Below are 19,385 nucleotides of genomic sequence, written 5' to 3'. Positions count from 1 at the left end.
CCATTCCGGTCCCATCGCGAGCAGGCTCGCTCCCACAGTGGGTCTGTGTTCACCGCACCAATGTGGGAGCGAGCCTGCTAGCGATGGGGCCACCCTACATCTTCCAGCCAATGTTTATTTTTTCTTCAGGCAATCACTCATGAACGCCTTGCGCGCATCACCTTTCAGCGCTTTGGTGGTGGCATCGGCATTACAGGTTTTCATCTTTTCTTGCTGAGGTGTAAGGGTTTTGGCGTCGTTGGCGGCCGGCGCGGCTTTGAGGCAGGTGCTCATGAAGGCTTTGCGTTCATCGCCCTTGAGGCTTTTTGCGGTGGCGTCGGCGTTGCAGGTGGTCATCTTGTTCTGTTGTTCAGTGGCGGCGAAGCCTTGGGCGCAGAGCAGTAAACCGATCATCAACAAAGGGACACGCAACATCTTCATGGAGTTTTCTCCTTGTTGCCGCACCGAGGGGTACGGCCTCATTCAGGAGTGTAGACAACCCCTGTTACACCTTCCTGCTTTCAAGGTGGCTGCGTCGATACTGCTCAGGTGTGCAGCCGGCCTGACGTTGAAACATCGCGATGAACGCCGAGCCGGTGCTGTAGCCCATGTCGAAGGCGATTTCCTGAATGCTGCGTTGACTGTCCAGCGCTTCGATGGCCGCGAGAAAACGCAAACGTTGCCGCCACTCGCCAAAACTCATGCCCAGTTCGCGAACACATTGCCGCGCCAGGGTGCGCTCGCTGACATGGATTTGCGCCGCCCAGTCTGCCAAGGGCCGGTTATCGCCCGGCTCGGCCTGCAAGGCTTCCAGTATCCCGAGTAATCCCGAGCTGCTGGCGTAGGGCAAATAGCACTCGTGGATGGGCGCCTGTTGCAGCTGATCCACCAGCACCTGGGCCAGGCGTTTGTCCGCCTCGTGCTCGGGCACCTTGACGTCGCGGGCGGCGAAGTCCTTGAGGATCGCCTTGAGAATGTCGCTGATCGCCAGGGTGCAGGCCTGGGGCGGCAGATCGCGACACAACAGCGGATCCAGGCAGACGGCGCGATAGTTGATCGGCTGGTTGCTGTAGAAACTGTGCTCGGTCTGTGGCGGCACCCACACCGCGTATTGCGGCGGCGACATGAAACGGCTGCCGCCGATTTCCATGTGCAGCACGCCGTGGGCCGAATACTCCAGCGTGCCCCACGGATGACGGTGCGCCGAGGCAAAACGGTGCGCATCGAAATCGGCGTAGCGAAAGTAGACCGGCGCTGGCAATTCGCTGAAATCCAGCAGGTCGATGTGTTTACTGTTCATGCTGTCCGTCATCAGGGGCAGGTTGTCTGGATCGAAGTATAGGCTTGCATCCAGACAAGGGATAATTGCCCCTCATTAACGCTCTGGTTTTCTCTGATGCAATACGCTTACCCCCTGCTGGCCATTTTTATCTGGGCCGGCAACACCGTAATCACCAAAATGTCAGCCGGGGCGATCTTCCCCGCCGAGATTGGTTTCTATCGCTGGCTGCTGGCCGGGTTACTGTTCACGCCGTTCATGCTCAAACCGGTGATCGCCCATTGGCCGTCGATCCGCCCGAACCTCGGCAAAATCTTCATCCTCGGTGTGCTCGGGATGGCGGTCTATCAGAGCCTGGCGTACTTCGCCGCGAGCCTGACCTCGGCCACCAACATGGGAATCATCCTGTCGCTGATGCCATTGATGTCGCTGGCCATGGCGATTGTCAGCCTTGGCCAACGCCTGACGGCGGGGGCGCTGGCCGGTGCAGTGTTGTCGTTTGCCGGCGTGCTGGTGGTGGTGTCGTCCGGCAGCCTCGGCGTACTGCTTGAACACGGGATAAACCTGGGCGATGCAATGATGCTGATCGCCACCCTGGCCTATGCGATCTACAGCACGCTGCTGAAAAAATGGCAGCTGCGCCTGCCGCCGCTGGTATTGCTGTATTTACAGGTGCTGGTGGCGGTGGTGGTGCTGTTTCCGCTGTTTATGGCTTCACCGAAGACTGGTCTGACTCTGCAGAATATTCCGCTGGTGTTGTACGCCTGCCTGCTGGCCTCGATGATCGCGCCGTTGGCGTGGATGCAGGCCGTGGTGCGCCTGGGGCCAAGCCGGACCACGCTGTTTTTCAATCTGCTGCCGTTGATCACCGCGTTGATTGCAGCGCTGGTGCTGCATGAGCAACTGGCGCTGTATCACTTGGTGGGCGGGGTGTTGACGTTGGGTGGGGTGATACTGTCGGAGCGTTGGACCACCGTGTTAGGCCGCAAGATTTGCGTTGCCTGACCTGACGCCATCGCGAGCAGGCTCACTCCCACAGGGCATGCGCTCAACTGTGGGAGCGAGCCTGCTCGCGATGAACGATAACGCGGTCTAGACCCCTGCCGCTTTCAACCGGGCGGCATGCTCGACAAACAATCGCACCGGATCAGCCCCTTTGCCCACCAGTCCCAGCGACTGATTGACGATGTCGAAGTGATCCAGCGGATACTCATCGCCAATCACCGTCCCCAAGTGCGAGCTGTAACGCCCGACCATTCCGTCGCAATGCCCGGTTTCGCGCACAAAGGTTCTGGCAAACAAGCGACAGCTGCGATTTGTCCCGTCGAACAGGTTACCGCCGCGATCGGTCTTGCCCGGCTGCAACGTCCCCGACCATGAGTAATAGCGCACGCCATTGACCTCTTCCGGCCCCTGCCCGCCCCAGGTTTCAGGCAGGCCCTGTGGATAACGCTGGTTGAACAGCGCCACGCCCTTACTAGTCAGCGCCTGATGCGAAGCCGGGATATCCACAGGCAGTTTCGGCCCGCGATATCCGGTATCCAGCAGGCTCATCAACGCACCGACCCAGCGCAGCAAGACGCTGAGCACACGCCCCCTGAAGCTGTTTTCCGGGTAGTGTTTTTCCAGGTAATCGGCAAGCTCGGAGCCATGATTCGGCCCGGCCACCGAGGTCACGGAGGCCACGCGATCCGGGCGTTTGGCGGCCGCGTAACGCGCCGTCAGCGAGCCTTGGCTATGCCCGATCAGGTTGACCTTTTCAGCCCCGGTCTCGCGCAGGATCTCCTCGATCCGCGCCAGCAACTGCTCGCCACGCACCTCACTGGAATTGAGCGGCGAGACCTGCACCGCAAACACGATCGCTCCGCCCCGGCGCAATGCCGAAATGATCCCGTACCAATACGGATAGAACACCAGGCGGATGAATCCGAGCATCCCCGGGACCAACACCAACGGGTAGCGCGTAGCGGAACCTTGCGACATGGGCGAACGTCCTTGTGATCGGAGAGATGAGGCAAGGCGCGATGCAAGACGTCAGCCAAGCATCGTCACCCAAGATGACAACTCGACGACCAGTCTATGACATCCCGCCTCACTTCAGCCCCACCACACCCGCCACGATCAACCCCACCGACACCAGTTTGAGCGCTGTGAGGCTTTCGCCCAGCAGCGCAAAGCCCAGAAACACCGTGCCCAGTGAGCCGATGGCAGTCCAGATCGGGTAGGCGATGCTCACCGGCAACTCGCGCATGGCCAGGGTCAGGGTCAGGAAGTAAATCCCGCCCACCGCGGCGACCACCGTGATCAGCGACGGCCAGAGCCGGGTGAAGCCTTCGGCGTACTTCATGCCCATGGCGAAGGTAACTTCAAACCCGGCGGCGATCAGCAAAAACAGCCAGGCCATCTAGAACTCCCTGGCCAGCGCGAGCAAACGCTGTTCGGCCTCCGCCGCCGAAAGCTCGAAGGTGCGCGCGGCGGATTCTTCGCCCTCGGCGGCGACCACGGTGATGTCGCTGATGCCGATGAATCCCAGTGCCGTACGCAGCAACGGGTCGGCATGGTTCATCGCCTCCAGCTCGCCACCCGGGCCGAAGCCGAATCCGCCACGGCTGGTGACGATCAGGGCTTTCTTGCCCTGCACCAACGGCTCGTACTGGGCGACGCCGTTGTCCAGGGTGTGATTGAAGGTCAACCCGAGACGCACAATCTGATCTATCCAGGCCTTGAGGCCACTGGGCACGCTGAAATTGTGCATCGGCGTGGAGATCACCAGCAGATCGTGGCCCAGCAACTCAGCGACCAGTTCATCACTGAATGCCAAGTCAGCTTGCATCGACAACGGTCGCGTATGGGGCTCGGGGTAAAACGCCGCGGCGACAAACGCTTCGTTCACCGGTGGAATCAATGCCCGACCGACTTCGCGACGCGTCAGCTGCGACTGAGGATTACGTGCCTGCCAGGCCGCCAGAAACACCTCGGCCAGACGCCGGGAGTGGGAACGTTCACCGCGAGGACTGGCGTGAATAGCAAGAATTTTACTCATCTGATTCTCCTTGAGGACTAAACTCGAACTGCTGTGTGATTCACAGCTTGACGCTCGTGAATGCACCTCTTCAAATGAGCAGAAATCAGTCTGAATGAATTCATTTCATCCATGGAGTGTTCCCATGTTTGCCTCGTTGCCGCTGACCGCCCTGCGCGCCTTCGAATCCGCCTCGCGCCTGCTGAGCTTCAAGGCTGCCGCCGAAGAACTCTCGGTAACGCCGACGGCGGTGTCCCACCAGATTCGCTCGCTGGAGAACTGGCTCGGCGTGCCGCTATTCGAACGGCTGCCACGGCAAGTGCGCCTGACCGATGGCGGCGAACGGCTATTTCGCAGCTTGCACGGCGCGTTGCTGGAAGTGGCACAAAGCGTCGACACCCTGCGCCCGCAACGCAGCGGCGCGAGCCTGACGATTTCCACCACCGCCGCCTTCGCGGCGCTGTGGCTGGTGCCACGACTGGGACGGTTTTACGCACGCCATCCGACTATCAACGTTCGGCTCGATACCCATTGCGAGGTTATCGATTTGCATCAGGACGCCAGCGTCGATCTGGTGGTGCGTTACAGCCTGGATGACTATCCGAACCTGTATGGGTTGTGCCTGTTCGATGAGTCCTTCGGCGTTTACGGCTCGCCCGAGCAGGTGGCCCTGGCCGCTGGCCGGGCACCGACGCTGATCAGCGTGCACTGGCACAATTCCAAGCTGTACGCCCACGGCTGGGAGGCCTGGTGCGCGCAATCCGCTGAGACCTGGCTGACGGGGCAACCGGCGGTCCGTGAATACGACGAAGAGCATTACGCCCTGCAAGCGGCGATCGCCGGGCAAGGGCTGGTGCTGGCGAGCAATATTCTGGTGTCGCAAAGCGTGGCCAGTGGTTTGCTGGTGCCTTATCGCGGCGAGATCCAGGTCGATGGCGCCAGCTACAGTGCGCTGTGCGTGCCCGGGCGTGAACGGCATCCGCCAGTGCGGGCATTTTTTGCGTGGCTGCGCGAAGAGGCGCTGCTGTCGGGGCTGGCACTGGCGTGATCGTCTCGGTCACGGCTTGCGATTGCCAAATTACATAAAACTTTTCGCCGCGCCCGTCACTCACACTTTAGGCAGCGATCACTTCCCCAGAAGGTGACGCAAACCGGATTAGCCTCAGGAGAACGAGATGAGCGACATGCATTTGTCTGATGTAACCACTCTTCGCGAACGTGCCCGCAAGAACGTCGAGAATGGTGCGGTGACCGAAAGCTACAGCGCCGACCGCGAAGAAGTCCTGCGCCTGCTCAATGAATCGCTGGCCACCGAACTGGTCTGCGTCTTGCGCTACAAGCGCCACTACTTCATGGCCAGCGGCTTGAAAGCCAACGTTGCCGCCGACGAGTTCCTCGAACACGCCACACAGGAAGCCGAGCACGCCGACCGACTGGCCGAGCGCATCGTGCAACTGGGTGGCGAGCCTGAATTCAACCCTGACCTTCTGTCGAAAAACTCCCACGCGCAATACGTGGCCGGTAATTCACTCAAGGAAATGGTGTACGAGGATTTGGTGGCCGAACGCATCGCCATCGACAGCTATCGCGAGATCATTCAGTACATAGGCGATAAAGACCCGACGACCCGGCGCATCTTCGAAGACATTCTGGCTCAGGAAGAAGAGCATGCCGATGACATGGCCGACATCCTGAAAGATCTGTAGCGCCTGTCAGATCGCCATCGCGAGCAAGCCCGCTCCCACAATTGAACTGTATTTACAGAACCAATGTGGGAGCGGGCTTGCTCGCGATGGCGTCTTCATAGACGCCGCAAATTACTTGGTAGGTTTAACGGTCACAGGCGCCTTACCCGCCTTCATCTGCTCCAGCAACGGCGCACACTGGTTCGGCTCTCCACCACTGGGCGCCACCAACGCCAACAACCCGGCCGCCGGTGCCGCGATCACGCCCAGCGCCACCATCCCCGCCCCACGTAACATCAGCGGTACTGCCTTCACACCGGCATCGGGCTTGATGAACTTGCCCCGCACATACAGCGGCGAGCGCAGTGAAATCAATCGCCAGCCCTTGGATTCCGGGGTGATGATCAGGTCCAGTTGCTCAGTAGCCATGTTCGCCGTGCCGTCGATATAGATGATCGCGTTCTCGGTATCGAACACGAACAACCGCGTGGTCGCCAACCCGGCCTTGATGTCGAAGTCGGACGCCGCGCAGTTGATCTTCACTTCCTTGTCGCCAAAGATCTTGCCCACCACGTAGTTGCCGACGTTGAGCCCCGCCAGTTCCATCAGCTCACGGCTGATGGCGCCATCGTTGATCAGCATCTTCAGAGTGCCGTTGGCGCTGCCCAGCAGCTTGGCCACCGAATTGCCACGACCGGTGATGTCGGCATCGCCATTCAGCTCACCGAAGCTGGTTTTCATCGGTTCGAAGGTGGGGAACAACTGCTTGAGCTTGAACTTGCGCGCGGTGAGTTTGGCCCGGCCTTCCAGGGGCTCAGTGCGGCCATTGAGGCGAATCTGCGCATCGAGGTTGCCGCCCGCCACGCCGAAACGCAGGGGTTCGAGGCTGAGGACACCGTCAGTGAGCACCAAGTGAGTGTAGAGATCGTTGAACGGCAGCTTTTCGCTGTGGACGATGCGCTTGCCGGTGAACTCGACGTCGGCGTCCATGTCGCGCCAGCGTTCGGTCTTGAACTCCTCGACCGGCAACACCTTGTCCGCCGGCTGCTTGCTTTCGCCACCCCGGACTTTTTGCTTGGCGTTGGAGTCGGCGCCGATCAGCGGCGCAAGGTCGGCGAACAGCAGTTGATTGGACAGCAACGAGCCACTGAGCTTGGGTCGCGGCTGGCTGGCGACATAGGCCAGGCTGCCATGAATGTCGCTGCCGCCGATCTTGCCGTTGAACTCGTCATAACGGAACACCGCGCCGCCCGCGTCATGCAGCTTGGCAATCAAATGCCCGTCGGTCTCGTACGGCGGCGTAGCCGGCAGGGTTACGCCGGTCAACGGGTAGAGCGTGCTCAGGCTGGCACCGGCCAGTTTCAGGCGCAGGTCCAGGGCACCGAGGTTCAGCGGATCGGTCAGCGTGCCGGCCAGTTCGACGCTGGTGTCGGCAATTTTTACCTGGGCCTGAAGGGGGAACGGCTTGGCGGCGTCTTGCAACGCCAGCAATCCGCCGATCTTGCCTTCGCCCGCGAGTTTCTGGTCGTGGTATTGGCCTTTGACCTTGAGGGCAAACGCGTAGTCCTGCGGGGCCGCACCTTTTTCCAGCGCGGCTTTCGCGGCTTTGTCGCCGACGATATCGCTGAACGGAATGGGTTTGCCCAGCGGATCAATGATCAAGTCGAGCTGAGTCTTGAGATTTTGGTCGTCGAGGGTGACGTGGCCTTTGTCGAAACCGATAGCACCGATATCCACCACCCAACTTGAAGGTGCGGCGTTCGGGTCTTTGGGGTCGAATTTGAACGTCCAGTTGGCACGTCCGTCGGCCAGACGCTGCAGGTCCGCACTGGGTTCGGTCAGGTCAATGCGCGGGATCACCACCCGCTGCGCCAGCAGTGCCAAGGGTGAAATGCGCAGTTCGACGCGTTTGAGCGTGACCATCTGCGGCTTCTTCGACCAGTCGGGGTTGCCCAGGCTCAGGTCTTCGGCCACCACATGCGGCCATGGCACCCAGGACCGCCAACCGCCCTCGTCGGGTTCGCGCCGCCAGACCACCGCCAGGTTGCCGTTGATGGCGAAAGGACGATGCAGTTCATCAGAGACTTTGGCATTAAGGGACGGTTTGATGCGGTTCCAATCAAAGAACACGATGATCAGAACCAGGACCGCCAGCAACACAACCAGACTGGCGAAGGTCCAGGCAACTATTTTACGAGTGCGCGTCATTGCACAGGGCTCCTGATACGACTGAGCGCCCTGACTGCGACGCGTATGTGAAACGTTAGGCCGGAACCGGCCTGCCATGGAATCTACGACTGAAAAACGGCCCGCAGGTTTAACAGAAAAGTCGATTAATCCTCAAATAATCGGCCAGGGAGAGACTGCGCCCGAATCCAGCGTTACCGCCCCGCACTTTCGTGCGGCACGAGTGAGTCGAAAATACCCACCTCAGTGCAAAAACGGTCGCCGGAAACGCCCGTTCTAGAGCGCTTCAGTGGAACAATCAATTCCGTTGATTATTACCATTGCGTTTATGAACTTTTATATCGACTTATCGAGAGTAGCATTGCCCTCGTACCCACTTTATCGCCCTCCCAAGGAGCACCCCATCATGAAACGCCAATTACTGCTTAGCCTGTCACTCTCACTGCTAGCCAGCACCGCTTTTGCCCTGCCAGCCGCTGACCAGGCTACCCCACAAGTCAAAACCAGCTACTCGGTATTCAGCCAAACCGTCGCTGCCGATGGCTCCGAGCGCACTCCACAAGGTCAAACCCTGGCCGAAGGCGGTAACGATCGCCTGAAAGAAAAAGGCCTGATCACTCAAGACGGTTCTGATCGCACCCCACAAGGCCAAACCCTGGCTGCTGACGGTTCAGAGCGCACTCCACAAGGTCAAACCCTCGCTGAAGGCGGTTCCGATCGCACTCCACAAGGCCAAACCCTCGCTGAAGGCGGTTCCGATCGCACTCCACAAGGCCAAACCCTTGCTGAAGGTGGTTCTGATCGCACCCCACAAGGCCAAACCCTCGCCGAAGGTGGTGGTGACCGTGTAATCGAACGCAACAGCGCCTTGAGCTAAGCCCATGGCGGCCCTGAAAAAAAGCCCAATCACCGGATTGGGCTTTTGACTTTTACAGAAGCTGCATTTCCCCGCCTGATCCTCCGATAATTGCCCCCGATAGTCGTTCGACGCCACCGAAGCCGATTTGCTAGAGTGCGTCGCTGTCCTGTCCAGAAAACACTTTTGCGATGCTGCCCCGCGCCGAACAGAAACAACAAACCCGCAACGCCTTGATGGACGCTGCCCGTCACCTGATGGAATGTGGCCGCGGATTCGGCAGCCTGAGCCTGCGCGAAGTGGCGAAAACCGCCGGGATCGTGCCCACCGGTTTCTACCGGCATTTCGCCGATATGGACGAACTGGGCCTGGTGCTGGTGAGCGAAGTCGGCCAGACCTTCCGTGAAACCATTCGCCTGGTGCGCCATAACGAATTCGTCATGGGCGGCATTATCGACGCTTCGGTACGAATCTTCCTCGACGTCGTCTCGGCCAATCGCTCGCAGTTCCTGTTTCTGGCCCGCGAACAATATGGCGGCTCACTGCCGGTGCGTCAGGCCATTGGACGTTTGCGCGAAGACATCAGCTCCGACCTGGCCGCAGACCTTTCCTTGATGCCAAAACTTCAGCACCTGGACATCGCCGGCCTCAGCGTCATGGCGGATCTGATTGTTAAAAGTGTGTTTGCGACCCTGCCGGACATCATCGATCCACCGGCTGAGGCTTTGCCTGAGCACCTGACGCCACAGGCAAAAATCACTCAGCAACTGCGCTTCATCTTCATCGGCCTCAAGCATTGGCAAGGTCTCGGCAGTACCGAGTAAAACTTAGGGAGCAGGCTCGCTCCCACAAAAAATCCTCAAGGCATCAATTTGGTGCCACTCAAAAACCCCCGCACCATTCTGGCTCAAAATTCCGCAACATCCTGAAACACCCACTAAGCTCCGACGGGTATTTCCTACGTATCGTCTGATTGGCAAGCCCCTTGCTCTAGCCTGAGCATTGTCCATTGCTGGAAGCCTTCCGATGCTGGTGATTCATCGCAGAATCGACCCTCAACCCGTCTGGGCCGCCGAGTTGCACCTGAACTTCGAAGCCCGGAGCAAAAGCCGTTTGCGCTGTTTCAGTGCCGAGGGCGAAGACGTCGGGTTGTTTTTGGAGCGCGGTCAGCCACCGCTGTATGACGGTGAATGCCTGCAAGCCGAAGACGGTCGTGTCGTGCGCGTCTGCGCCCGCCCCGAACAACTGCTGCACGTCACCTGTGCCAATGCCTTCGAACTGACTCGCGCCGCCTATCACCTGGGCAATCGCCACGTGGCCTTGCAAGTCGGCGATGGCTGGTTGCGACTGCTCGACGATTACGTGCTCAAAGCCATGCTCGAACAGCTCGAGGCCAAGGTCGAGAACATCGAAGCCCCGTTCCAGCCGGAACACGGCGCCTATGGCGGCGGCCATCACCATTCCCGTCACGGCGACGAGGACTTCAACTACCCGCCGAAACTGCACCAGTTCGGCGTGCGTTCATGAACCCAGCCTGGGCGCTGCTGCGTCTGGCCAGCCCGCAGCTGCCGATTGGCGGCTACAGCTATTCCCAGGGTCTGGAAATGGCGGTGGATAACGGCCGGGTCAATGATGCCGCCAGCGCACGTCGCTGGATCAGCGATCAACTGCTGCTCAACCTCGCTCGTTTCGAAGCGCCGCTGCTGCTTGCTCATTGCACCGCCGCCGCGGAAGAGAACTGGGGCGAGTTGCTGCAACGCTGCGAAGAACATCGCGCCAGCCGGGAAACCCGTGAGCTGCATCAGGAAAGTCGGCAAATGGGCTATTCCCTGCAGCAGTTGCTCAACGGTTTGCCGGAACTCGATGGTCCGGCCCGCGCCTTTCTCGAACAACGTCCCGAGCCTCACCTGGCCCTCGGCTGGGCGCTGGCCGCTCGCGCCTGGCAGATCAGACCGCAAGACGCGCTGGCCGCGTGGCTCTGGAGCTGGCTGGAAAACCAACTGGCGGTGTTGATGAAAACCCTGCCGCTGGGCCAGCAAGCCGCGCAACGCCTGACCAGTGAATTGCTGCCATTGCTGCAACAAGCCCAGCAAGACGCTACCCGAATCAACCCCGAACACTACGGCAGCGCCGCTTTCGGCCTGTCCCTGGCGTGCATGGCCCATGAGCGCCAGTACAGCCGTCTGTTCAGGTCCTAGGGCCTTTAAATTTGGAGAACCACATGAACACACAACCCCTGCGTGTCGGCATCGGCGGCCCGGTCGGCTCCGGCAAAACAGCGCTGACTCTGGCGCTGTGCCTGGCCCTGCGCGAGCGCTACAACCTGGCCGTCGTCACCAACGACATCTATACCCGCGAAGACGCCGATTTCCTGGTGCGCAACGAAGCCCTGGCGCCCGAACGCATCATCGGCGTGGAAACCGGCGGCTGCCCGCACACCGCGATCCGCGAAGACGCGTCGATCAACCTTGAAGCCGTGGATCAACTGAATCGACGCTTCCCCGGGCTGGACCTGATTCTGGTTGAGTCAGGTGGCGACAACCTCTCGGCGACCTTCAGCCCGGAGTTGTCCGACCTGACCATCTACGTGATCGACGTCTCGGCCGGCGACAAGCTGCCGCGCAAGGGCGGTCCTGGCATCTGCAAATCCGATTTGCTGGTTATCAACAAAGTCGACCTCGCGCCGTTGGTGGGCGCCTCGCTTGAAATGATGGACAGCGACACCAAGCGCATGCGCAACGGCAAGCCGTTTGTTTTCAGTAACCAAAAGACCGGCCTTGGCCTGGAAGAAATCATTGCGTTCATCGAACGCCAGGGTTTGCTGACCGCCGCCTGATCGAAACTTATCAACAAGGAAGCTTATTCATGACACTCAAACGTATCCTGGGCGCCATCGCCCTGCTGCTGACCCCAGCCATCGCCTTCGCCCACCCGGGTCATGGTGATAACGGTCTGATCGCGGGCATCAGCCACCCAATCGGCGGCCTCGATCACTTGCTGGCAATGGTTGCCGTCGGTCTGTGGGCGGCGCAGCAAAAAGGCGCGGCGCGCTGGGCGCTGCCGTGCACATTCGTTGGCACCATGCTGATGGGTGGCTTGCTCGGATTTGAAGGGCTGAACCTGCCGGCGCTGGAAAGCGGGATCGCGGCGTCGGTGCTGGCGCTGGGCCTGGCAGTTGCGTTGGCGGTGCGTCCGCCGTTGAGTGTGGCGGTGGCGGCGACGGCATTGTTTGCACTGTTCCACGGCGTGGCCCATGGCCTGGAACTGCCGGACATGTCGAGCCCTTGGGCCTATGCCGCAGGGTTTGTGGCAGCGACGGCGGCATTGCATGCCGCGGGTTACGCGGTGGTGCGAGTGTTGCCGCAAGCGGCTGCTCCACTGGTTCGGTTGGCGGGCGCGGCTTCGGCGGCGACCGGGGTCTGGTTGCTGGCGGGCTAAGTCTCCAAAGATCGTTCCCACGCTCTGCGTGGGAATGCAGCCCGGGACGCTCTGCGTCCCAGGAGCCGAACGCGGAGCGTCCGTTGAGGCATTCCCACGCGGAGCGTAGGAACGATCAATGCGTTCACTCTGCTAACATGTCGCGCAATTAACCCTGCCGTGACGACGCCAGCCAATGCCGCCTGTTTCCCGCTCCGCCTCCGCGCCTGAATTGACCGCTCTGTTTGCTTCTGTGCAACAGCATTTCCAGGAAGTGATCGTGCCGCTCTGGCAGGGCCCAGGCTGGAATGCGGACATGGCGCTGCCCTATGAAGCGCTGGACGCCGGGCATCAACCGCTGCCTCCCCAACGCTATCGGGCCATGGCCTGCGCCCGTCAGCTCTACCTTTTCTCCAGCCTGATCGGCGAGGTGCCGGCCGCCGAAGCGCGCGCCGCAGCGCTGTTCCGTTCCTTGCAACAGCATTTCCATGACGCCGAACACGGTGGCTGGTTCTACAGCATCGATCCGCAAGGTGCGCCGCTGGATCGGCGCAAAGACCTGTACACCCACGCTTTCATCCTGTTCGCCTGCGCCCACTACTGGTCCAAGGTGCGCGAGCCACTGGTGGAGTCGGTGCTCAACGCGGCACTGGAAGTCATCGGCCAGCGCTTCGCGACAGGCGACGGCCTGTATGAAGCCAGCCTCGACCGTAACTGGTCGTCGCTTGCGTCCGGCCCTCTGCAAAATCCATTGATGCACCTGGCTGAAGCCTTCCTCGCGACCTTGTCGGTGCGTGAAGACATCGCCGTGCAGCGTGCGCTCGTCGAGTTATGCACAGCCATGCACAAGCGTTTCATTGACCCACAACAGAATGTGTTGATGGAGAAACCGCTGGGCGCTGTGGATAACTGGTTTGAACCGGGGCATCAGTTCGAATGGTATTTCCTGCTGGAGTCTTCGCCATTGCTGCGCGGTTGCAGACTGCACACGTCGCTGGATCGTGCATTTGCGCTCACCGAACAACTGGGCGTAGATCCACAGACAGGCGCGGTAGCCGCCATGCTTGATCTGGACGGCTGCGCGAAGGATGCCACTCAACGCATCTGGGCTCAGGCTGAATACCTGCGCGCGCTGACCTTGCGCCCGAACAGCGAAGCCTCGGTGCAGCGCCAGTTAAAGGCGTTGCAGCAGCGTTTTTTGCATGCGGGCGGTTGGCATGAGTGTCGGGATGAGAACGGTGAAGTCAGCCGTAAGGACATGCCGTCGACGACGCCTTATCACTTGGCGACCTGCTATCAAGGGCTGGTTGACTATCTCGGTTGACTGACCGATCGCCTTCGCGAGCAAGCTCGCTCCCACAGGGATTGCGCTGAACCTGTTGAAGCGGGCTTGCTCGCGATGGCCGTTACGCGGTCTTAAGACTTGGCATTGCGCTCAATCGAAAAACCAGCCCACGTCTGGCTTACCGGCATCAATTCCAGGCTATTGATGTTGATGTGCGCCGGCGCATTGAGCACCCAGAAAATGGTCTCGGCGATGTCCTGCGGCTGGATCGGTTCGGCACCGGCATAGGTCGCGTTGTAACGCTCCTGGTCACCGGCAAAACGCACCAGCGAGAACTCGCTTTCGCACAGGCCCGGCTCAATGTTGCTGACCCGCACGCCAGTGCCCTGCAGGTCGCAGCGCAGGTTCAAGGAGAACTGTTTGACGAACGCCTTGCTCGCGCCATACACGTGGCTGCCCGGGTACGGGTAGTTGCCGGCGATAGAACCCAGGTTGACGATACCGGCGCCACGACCGTGGGCGATCAGGCGCGGCAACAGCAGACGAGTGCTGTACATCAGGCCTTTGATGTTGGTGTCGACCATGGTGTCCCAATCGTCGAGGTCGCACTTGGGCGCCGGATCAACACCCAGCGCCAGGCCGGCGTTGTTGATCAGCCCGCGCAGCTTGGCAAAGGATGGCGGCAGGTTGGCAATCGCTTCCTCCATCGCCTTGCGATCACGCACGTCGAGCACCAGGCCATGCACTTCGGTCTGCTTCGACAACTCGGCGCACAGGGCGTTGAGGCGCTCTTCACGACGACCTGTCAGCACCAGCTTCCAACCCGCCTCGGCAAAACGACGGGCACAGGCTTCACCAAAACCGGAGGTCGCGCCGGTAATAAACAGGGTGTTGGACATCGTGTTCTCCTTGCTTCGGCTGATCGGCAGCCATTGGAATAGAAAATCAGCTGGCAGCATGCCCGCCCCGGCTTCTACGGGCAACCTTCGTATTGTTGTATAAAAAACAACCAACCATGGCTACGCCTTGTCCGCCGTGGCTTGTAGCCATGTACGCGCACCTTATCCACAGGCCGGTCCACAGTTTCCGGGGGCAAGTCGAAAAGCTGAAGGCCGCTATCCACAAGGCTTTGCGGGCAATTTGGAAATTTTTTTGCTTGACCCTGAACGGTCGGCTGTGTAGCCCCATGGCAATTTGCACGATTGGCGGTAAAAGCGGCGATGGCGCCAAGCCAGTAACTACGGCCCTCAGCCGAGTCTTTCCAGAGTTTAACCACAGACTTATCCACAGGCATGGCGAGCACATGCCGAGCCTTTTATGCGACCAACAAAAAGGTTGACAAAGCCAAGTCAGACTCCAGTAAAAACGCCTGATCAAAAAACAACCACATCGCTGCAAGCCACGGATTCAAAGGCTCTCAGACAGCTACTCCCACGTTATTCACAGCCAGCTCCACAGCAAACGGGGACAAGTCAAAACCGTGACAAAACAACTATTTGCAGCGGCTTTATGTCGCGCTTTGAGAGCTTGTGAATATTGTTTTCCACAATTTCCCTTTACCGCTTTTCCAATTCCCCTGTAGGAGCTGTCGAGTGAAACGAGGCCGCGATCTTTTGATCTGTTTTTTTTAAAAGCAAAGTCAAAAGATCGCAGCCTCGTTTCACTCGACAGCTCCTACAAACGGGCATAAAAAAACGCCCTGAGTTCGTCAGGGCGTTTTGGGGGTTTTACGGTTAGTGGCCGCCGAGATAAGCGTTACGCACCTCCTCGTTCACCAGCAGCTCCTTGCCGGTGCCCGTAATGCGGATCTCGCCGTTGACCATCACGTAAGCGCGGTCCGACAGCTTGAGTGCATGGTTGGCGTTCTGCTCGACCAGGAAGATGGTCATGCCGGTACTCGCCAGTTCCCGCAGGGTCGCGAAAATCTGTTTCACCACGATTGGCGCCAACCCCAGGCTCGGCTCATCGAGCAACAACAGCTTGGGCCGGCTCATCAACGCACGGGCGATGGCGAGCATTTGCTGCTCGCCGCCAGACATGGTCATTGCACGCTGGTTGCGCCGCTCTTCGAGTCGCGGAAACAACTTGAACATGCGTTGCATGTCTTCCTTGGCGTACTTGTCGCCAATCGGGATGGTGCCCATCAACAGGTTTTCCTCGACGGTCATGTCGGGGAACACGCGCCGGCCTTCAGGCGATTGAGCGATGCCGTTGGATGCGATGTAGTGGGAGGATTTGTGCGTGATGTCCACGCCCTGATAGATGATCTGCCCGTCAGCCGCCCGAGGCTGACCGAAGATCGACATCAGCAGGGTCGATTTACCGGCGCCGTTGGAACCGATCAGGCTGACAGTTTCACCTTCATTGATGTGCAGCGAGACATTCTTCAGGGCCTGGATCGGCCCGTAGAACACGTCCAGGTCCTTGAGTTCGAGGATCGGCTGACTCATAACACCACTTCCTCTTCATCAGCGCCCAGGTAGGCCGCAATCACTTTCGGATCGTTACGGATCGCATCAGGTCCGCCCTCGGCAATGACGATGCCGTGGTCCAGCACCACGATGTGGTCGGAAATGCTCATTACCATGCCCATGTCGTGTTCGATCAGCACCACGGTCAGATCGTGTTCGTCGCGCAGCAGACGGATCATCGCGCTCAGCGCTTCGGTTTCCTGAGGGTTGAGGCCGGCAGCCGGTTCGTCGAGGCAGATGATCTGCGGCCGGGTGCACATGGCCCGGGCGATTTCCAGACGGCGTTGTTGCCCGTAGGACAGTTCACCAGCCAGACGGTTGGCGCAATCCACCAGGTCGACCACTTCCAGCCAGTAAAAGGCATGGTCCAGCGCATCGCTTTCGGCCTTGCGGTAGGCCTTGGTGTTGAGGATGCCGGACAGCATGTTGCGGTTGACCCACATGTGTTGGGCCACCAGCAGGTTTTCCAGCACCGACATTTCCTTGAACAGTCGAATGTTCTGGAAAGTACGTGCCAGGCCGGCGCGGTTGACCAGGTGGGTGCCGCCGAACATTTTGTAGAACAGGCGCGTGGCGAAAGATTTCGGCGAGACGAAATCGATTGGCTTGAAGGACTCGCCCAGCAACTGGATGACGTTGGTCCGTTCGCCACGCACATTGAGTTCGATCTTGCCGCCGGAGGCCTTGTAGAACCCCGTCAGGCAGTTGAACACCGTGGTCTTGCCGGCACCGTTGGGGCCGATCAGGGCAAAGATCGAGTTGCGGTGGACTTTCAGGCTGACATCACTCAACGCCTTGATGCCGCCGAAGTGCATCATCAGCTTCTCGACCGAGAGTACGACTTCGCTCATGGCGCTACTCCTTTACGCGGGGTCACACCGGTACGGCTGATCCGAATCAGGCCGCGCGGTCGCCAGATCATCATCAACACCATCAGCACGCCGAACAGCAACACGCGATATTCCGCGAAGCCACGCAGCAGTTCCGGGGCGACGGTCAGCACGAACGCCGCAATCACCACGCCAATGGTCGAACCCATGCCGCCGAGTACCACGATGGCGAGGATCAGGGCGGATTCGAAGAAGGTGAACGAGGTCGGGTTGACGAAGCCTTGATAGGTGGCGAAGAACACACCGGCCAAACCGGCAGTCGATGCCCCGATGGTGAACGCCGAGAGCTTGACCAGCACGTGGTTCAGGCCCATGGAGCGGCAGGCGATTTCGTCTTCACGCAAGGCTTCCCAGGCGCGACCGACCGGCATGCGGGTCAAGCGATGCTTGATGTAGAGCACAGCCAGCACGACCAGGAACAACACCGTATAGATGAAGTAGTACTTCACGTCAGGGTTGTAGGCGATGCCGAAGAACTCATGAAACGGTATGCCGCCATCCTTCGCTCTTTTGCCGAACTCAAGGCCGAAGAACGTCGGCAGCGGTGCCGGCATGCCGTTCGGACCGCCAGTCAGCGACAGCCAGTTGTTGAGGATCAGCCGGATGATTTCACCGAAGCCCAGGGTCACGATCGCCAGGTAGTCACCGTGCAGTCGCAGTACCGGGAAGCCAAGGATGCAGCCAGCCAGCCCCGCCGTGATCGCCGCCAGTGGCAGCACGGTCCAGAAACCCAGCCCCAGGTATTGATAACCGAGCGCCAGACCGTAGGCACCGATCGCATAGAACGCCACGTAACCGAGGTCGAGCAGACCGGCCAGGCCGACCACGATGTTCAGCCCCAGGCCGAGCAATACGTAGATCAGCCCGAGGATGACCACGCCCAGCAAGTAGGAGTTGGAGAAAAACGGGAACACCACGGCGATCAAAATCACCAGCGGCACGATCCAGCGCAAACGGGATTTGTAATCAGGTGGCAGTACATGAACCCCGGAGCCGGTGGTTTCAAAGCCTTCAAGGATTCTCAGGCCCTTGGGCGTTTGCAGGAACAGGCTCAGGGCAAAGCGGCCCGCCATGACGATGGCGACAATCCACGCCACTCGCTTCGGTTCCAGGTTGAAGCCGTAGCCGTCGAGGACCACGCCGACAATCGGACCGAACACTATGAGCGCTACAAGGCCGGCAAGAATCGCGTCAACCAGGCTTCTTTTGATATCAATGGTTTTTTTAGTGGTTGAAGACATCGCTTACACCTTCGACACAAGAGGACGGCCGAGCAGGCCTTGAGGCCGAAAGACCAGAACGAGAACGAGCAGCGAGAAGCTGAACACGTCTTTGTAGTCCGAGTTCACCAGGCCCGAGAACAGCGACTCGGAAATCCCGAGGATGATCCCGCCGAGCATCGCGCCAGGCAGCGAGCCGATCCCGCCGAGTACCGCCGCGGTGAACGCCTTGATCCCGATGACGAAGCCTGCGTAGAAGTCGAACGTGCCGTAGTTCATGGTGATCAGTACGCCGGCCAGGGCCGCCATCGCTGCACCGATGATGAACACGTAGGAAATCACGCGATCGGTGTTGATCCCCAGGATCGAGGCCATCTTGCGGTCTTGTTGGGTCGCGCGGCACATGCGGCCGAGCTTGGTGTACTTGATGACATAGGTCAGCAGGCCCATACCGACGAACGCAGCGACCAGGATGAAGATCTTGGTGTAGGTGAGCTGGACGAAGCCGGTCCCGACTTCAACGCGCCATGCACCGGTCAACAGTGTTGGCACGCCTTGTTGGCGGGCGCCCTGGGCGATCTGTGCATAGTTTTGCAGGATCAGGGAAATACCGATGGCGCTGATCAGCGGAGCCAGTCGTGTGGAGTTACGCAGCGGTTTGTAGGCGACACGCTCGATGACCCAGCCGTACACCGCCGTGACGACGATAGTGAAGACCAGTGTGCCGAGCATCAGCAGAGGGAAGGATTCAATACCGAAGTATGCCAGCAGAGCCAGACTGATCGCCGCGAGGTACGCAGAGATCATGTAAACCTCGCCATGGGCGAAGTTGATCATGCCGATGATGCCATAGACCATTGTGTAGCCGATGGCGATCAGGCCATAGACCGACCCGAGGGTCAGGCCGTTGACCAGTTGCTGCAGGAAAATACCATCCATAACGCAATCTCACGCATTTGAGAGACTGCACAGAAGCGGGTTGCTACGGACCGGGGTTCAGCCGCCGACGCAACACGGTTGTGTGCAGCTCTACGAGAAAAGACAGGTACTGCACGGACATGTTCTTTGATTGCCCGGCGCACAAGGCGCCGGGC

The 19,385-nt window shown here is 59.7% G+C and carries 21 protein-coding genes; 10 read left to right on the top strand and 11 right to left on the bottom strand.

The window, feature by feature from the left end; all coding sequences use genetic code 11:
• Positions 1-114: 114 nt before the first annotated feature.
• The gene (locus K5K95_RS11735) at positions 115-420 is read right to left on the bottom strand and encodes a PsiF family protein (RefSeq protein ID WP_222589569.1); all 306 of its coding nucleotides are present in this window, start codon (positions 418-420) and stop codon (positions 115-117) included.
• A gap of 64 nt (positions 421-484) precedes the next feature.
• Positions 485-1,279: an AraC family transcriptional regulator gene (locus tag K5K95_RS11730; RefSeq protein WP_222589568.1), complete on the bottom strand. Its 795-nt coding sequence runs from the start codon at positions 1,277-1,279 to the stop codon at positions 485-487.
• Positions 1,280-1,375: 96 nt separating this feature from the next.
• On the opposite strand from K5K95_RS11730, the gene K5K95_RS11725 reads away from it, so the two are divergent.
• Positions 1,376-2,263, top strand: a complete 888-nt coding sequence (locus K5K95_RS11725) for a DMT family transporter (protein ID WP_222589567.1) — start codon at positions 1,376-1,378, stop codon at positions 2,261-2,263.
• 87 nt (positions 2,264-2,350) lie between these two features.
• Here the strand turns inward: K5K95_RS11725 and K5K95_RS11720 are convergent, their stop codons facing one another.
• The 3 genes from K5K95_RS11720 to K5K95_RS11710 all read right to left on the bottom strand — a co-directional run bounded on the left by K5K95_RS11720 (position 2,351) and on the right by K5K95_RS11710 (position 4,301).
• A complete protein-coding gene (locus K5K95_RS11720; RefSeq protein ID WP_222589566.1) occupies positions 2,351-3,241 on the bottom strand; it encodes an esterase/lipase family protein in 891 nt (296 codons plus the stop codon).
• A 109-nt stretch (positions 3,242-3,350) separates the two neighbouring features.
• Positions 3,351-3,662 carry a DMT family transporter gene (locus K5K95_RS11715; RefSeq protein WP_222589565.1) on the bottom strand — a complete coding sequence of 104 codons (312 nt, stop codon included), beginning with the start codon at positions 3,660-3,662 and terminating at the stop codon, positions 3,351-3,353.
• Positions 3,663-4,301: an FMN-dependent NADH-azoreductase gene (locus K5K95_RS11710; RefSeq protein ID WP_222589564.1), complete on the bottom strand. Its 639-nt coding sequence runs from the start codon at positions 4,299-4,301 to the stop codon at positions 3,663-3,665. It abuts the gene before it with no gap.
• Positions 4,302-4,395: 94 nt separating this feature from the next.
• On the opposite strand from K5K95_RS11710, the gene K5K95_RS11705 reads away from it, so the two are divergent.
• A complete protein-coding gene (locus K5K95_RS11705; protein ID WP_222589563.1) occupies positions 4,396-5,328 on the top strand; it encodes a LysR substrate-binding domain-containing protein in 933 nt (310 codons plus the stop codon).
• A 127-nt stretch (positions 5,329-5,455) separates the two neighbouring features.
• Positions 5,456-5,986: a bacterioferritin gene (locus tag K5K95_RS11700; RefSeq protein WP_222589562.1), complete on the top strand. Its 531-nt coding sequence runs from the start codon at positions 5,456-5,458 to the stop codon at positions 5,984-5,986.
• A 111-nt stretch (positions 5,987-6,097) separates the two neighbouring features.
• Here K5K95_RS11700 and K5K95_RS11695 read toward each other — a convergent pair whose 3' ends face one another.
• The gene (locus tag K5K95_RS11695; RefSeq protein ID WP_222589561.1) at positions 6,098-8,173 is read right to left on the bottom strand and encodes an AsmA family protein; all 2,076 of its coding nucleotides are present in this window, start codon (positions 8,171-8,173) and stop codon (positions 6,098-6,100) included.
• Between the two features lie 385 nt (positions 8,174-8,558).
• Here K5K95_RS11695 and K5K95_RS11690 point away from each other — a divergent pair, with 385 nt between their 5' ends.
• The 7 genes from K5K95_RS11690 to K5K95_RS11660 all read left to right on the top strand — a co-directional run bounded on the left by K5K95_RS11690 (position 8,559) and on the right by K5K95_RS11660 (position 13,749).
• Positions 8,559-9,029, top strand: coding sequence for a hypothetical protein (locus K5K95_RS11690; RefSeq protein ID WP_222589560.1), 471 nt, complete (start codon positions 8,559-8,561; stop codon positions 9,027-9,029).
• A gap of 170 nt (positions 9,030-9,199) precedes the next feature.
• Positions 9,200-9,832, top strand: a complete 633-nt coding sequence (locus K5K95_RS11685) for a TetR family transcriptional regulator (RefSeq protein ID WP_010464134.1) — start codon at positions 9,200-9,202, stop codon at positions 9,830-9,832.
• 202 nt (positions 9,833-10,034) lie between these two features.
• Positions 10,035-10,535, top strand: a complete 501-nt coding sequence (gene ureE, locus K5K95_RS11680; protein ID WP_222589559.1) for an urease accessory protein UreE — start codon at positions 10,035-10,037, stop codon at positions 10,533-10,535.
• Positions 10,532-11,206: an urease accessory protein UreF gene (locus tag K5K95_RS11675; protein WP_222589558.1), complete on the top strand. Its 675-nt coding sequence runs from the start codon at positions 10,532-10,534 to the stop codon at positions 11,204-11,206. The genes ureE and K5K95_RS11675 overlap by 4 nt, the downstream gene beginning before the upstream one ends.
• Positions 11,207-11,229: 23 nt before the next feature.
• Positions 11,230-11,844, top strand: coding sequence for an urease accessory protein UreG (gene ureG, locus K5K95_RS11670; protein ID WP_007947546.1), 615 nt, complete (start codon positions 11,230-11,232; stop codon positions 11,842-11,844).
• A 29-nt stretch (positions 11,845-11,873) separates the two neighbouring features.
• On the top strand, positions 11,874-12,446 hold the full coding sequence (locus K5K95_RS11665; protein WP_222589557.1) for a HupE/UreJ family protein: 573 nt from the start codon (positions 11,874-11,876) through the stop codon (positions 12,444-12,446).
• Positions 12,447-12,621: 175 nt separating this feature from the next.
• Positions 12,622-13,749: an AGE family epimerase/isomerase gene (locus tag K5K95_RS11660; RefSeq protein ID WP_222589556.1), complete on the top strand. Its 1,128-nt coding sequence runs from the start codon at positions 12,622-12,624 to the stop codon at positions 13,747-13,749.
• Positions 13,750-13,841: 92 nt separating this feature from the next.
• Here K5K95_RS11660 and K5K95_RS11655 read toward each other — a convergent pair whose 3' ends face one another.
• The 5 genes from K5K95_RS11655 to K5K95_RS11635 all read right to left on the bottom strand — a co-directional run bounded on the left by K5K95_RS11655 (position 13,842) and on the right by K5K95_RS11635 (position 19,230).
• Entirely contained in the window at positions 13,842-14,609 is a 768-nt protein-coding gene (locus K5K95_RS11655) for an SDR family oxidoreductase (RefSeq protein WP_222589555.1), read from the bottom strand.
• 834 nt (positions 14,610-15,443) lie between these two features.
• Positions 15,444-16,160 carry an ABC transporter ATP-binding protein gene (locus tag K5K95_RS11650; protein WP_222589554.1) on the bottom strand — a complete coding sequence of 239 codons (717 nt, stop codon included), beginning with the start codon at positions 16,158-16,160 and terminating at the stop codon, positions 15,444-15,446.
• Positions 16,157-17,032, bottom strand: coding sequence for an ABC transporter ATP-binding protein (locus K5K95_RS11645; protein ID WP_222589553.1), 876 nt, complete (start codon positions 17,030-17,032; stop codon positions 16,157-16,159). Before K5K95_RS11645 ends, K5K95_RS11650 begins: the two co-directional genes overlap by 4 nt.
• Entirely contained in the window at positions 17,029-18,312 is a 1,284-nt protein-coding gene (livM, locus tag K5K95_RS11640; RefSeq protein WP_222589552.1) for a high-affinity branched-chain amino acid ABC transporter permease LivM, read from the bottom strand. Before livM ends, K5K95_RS11645 begins: the two co-directional genes overlap by 4 nt.
• Before the next feature lie 3 nt (positions 18,313-18,315).
• Positions 18,316-19,230 carry an ABC transporter permease subunit gene (locus tag K5K95_RS11635; RefSeq protein WP_027921961.1) on the bottom strand — a complete coding sequence of 305 codons (915 nt, stop codon included), beginning with the start codon at positions 19,228-19,230 and terminating at the stop codon, positions 18,316-18,318.
• Between the last annotated feature and the right edge of the window lie 155 nt (positions 19,231-19,385).

The sequence above is a fragment of the Pseudomonas sp. DR48 genome, from assembly GCF_019823085.1.
Classification (GTDB): domain Bacteria; phylum Pseudomonadota; class Gammaproteobacteria; order Pseudomonadales; family Pseudomonadaceae; genus Aquipseudomonas.
This window is presented reverse-complemented; position numbering and strand designations above follow the sequence as displayed.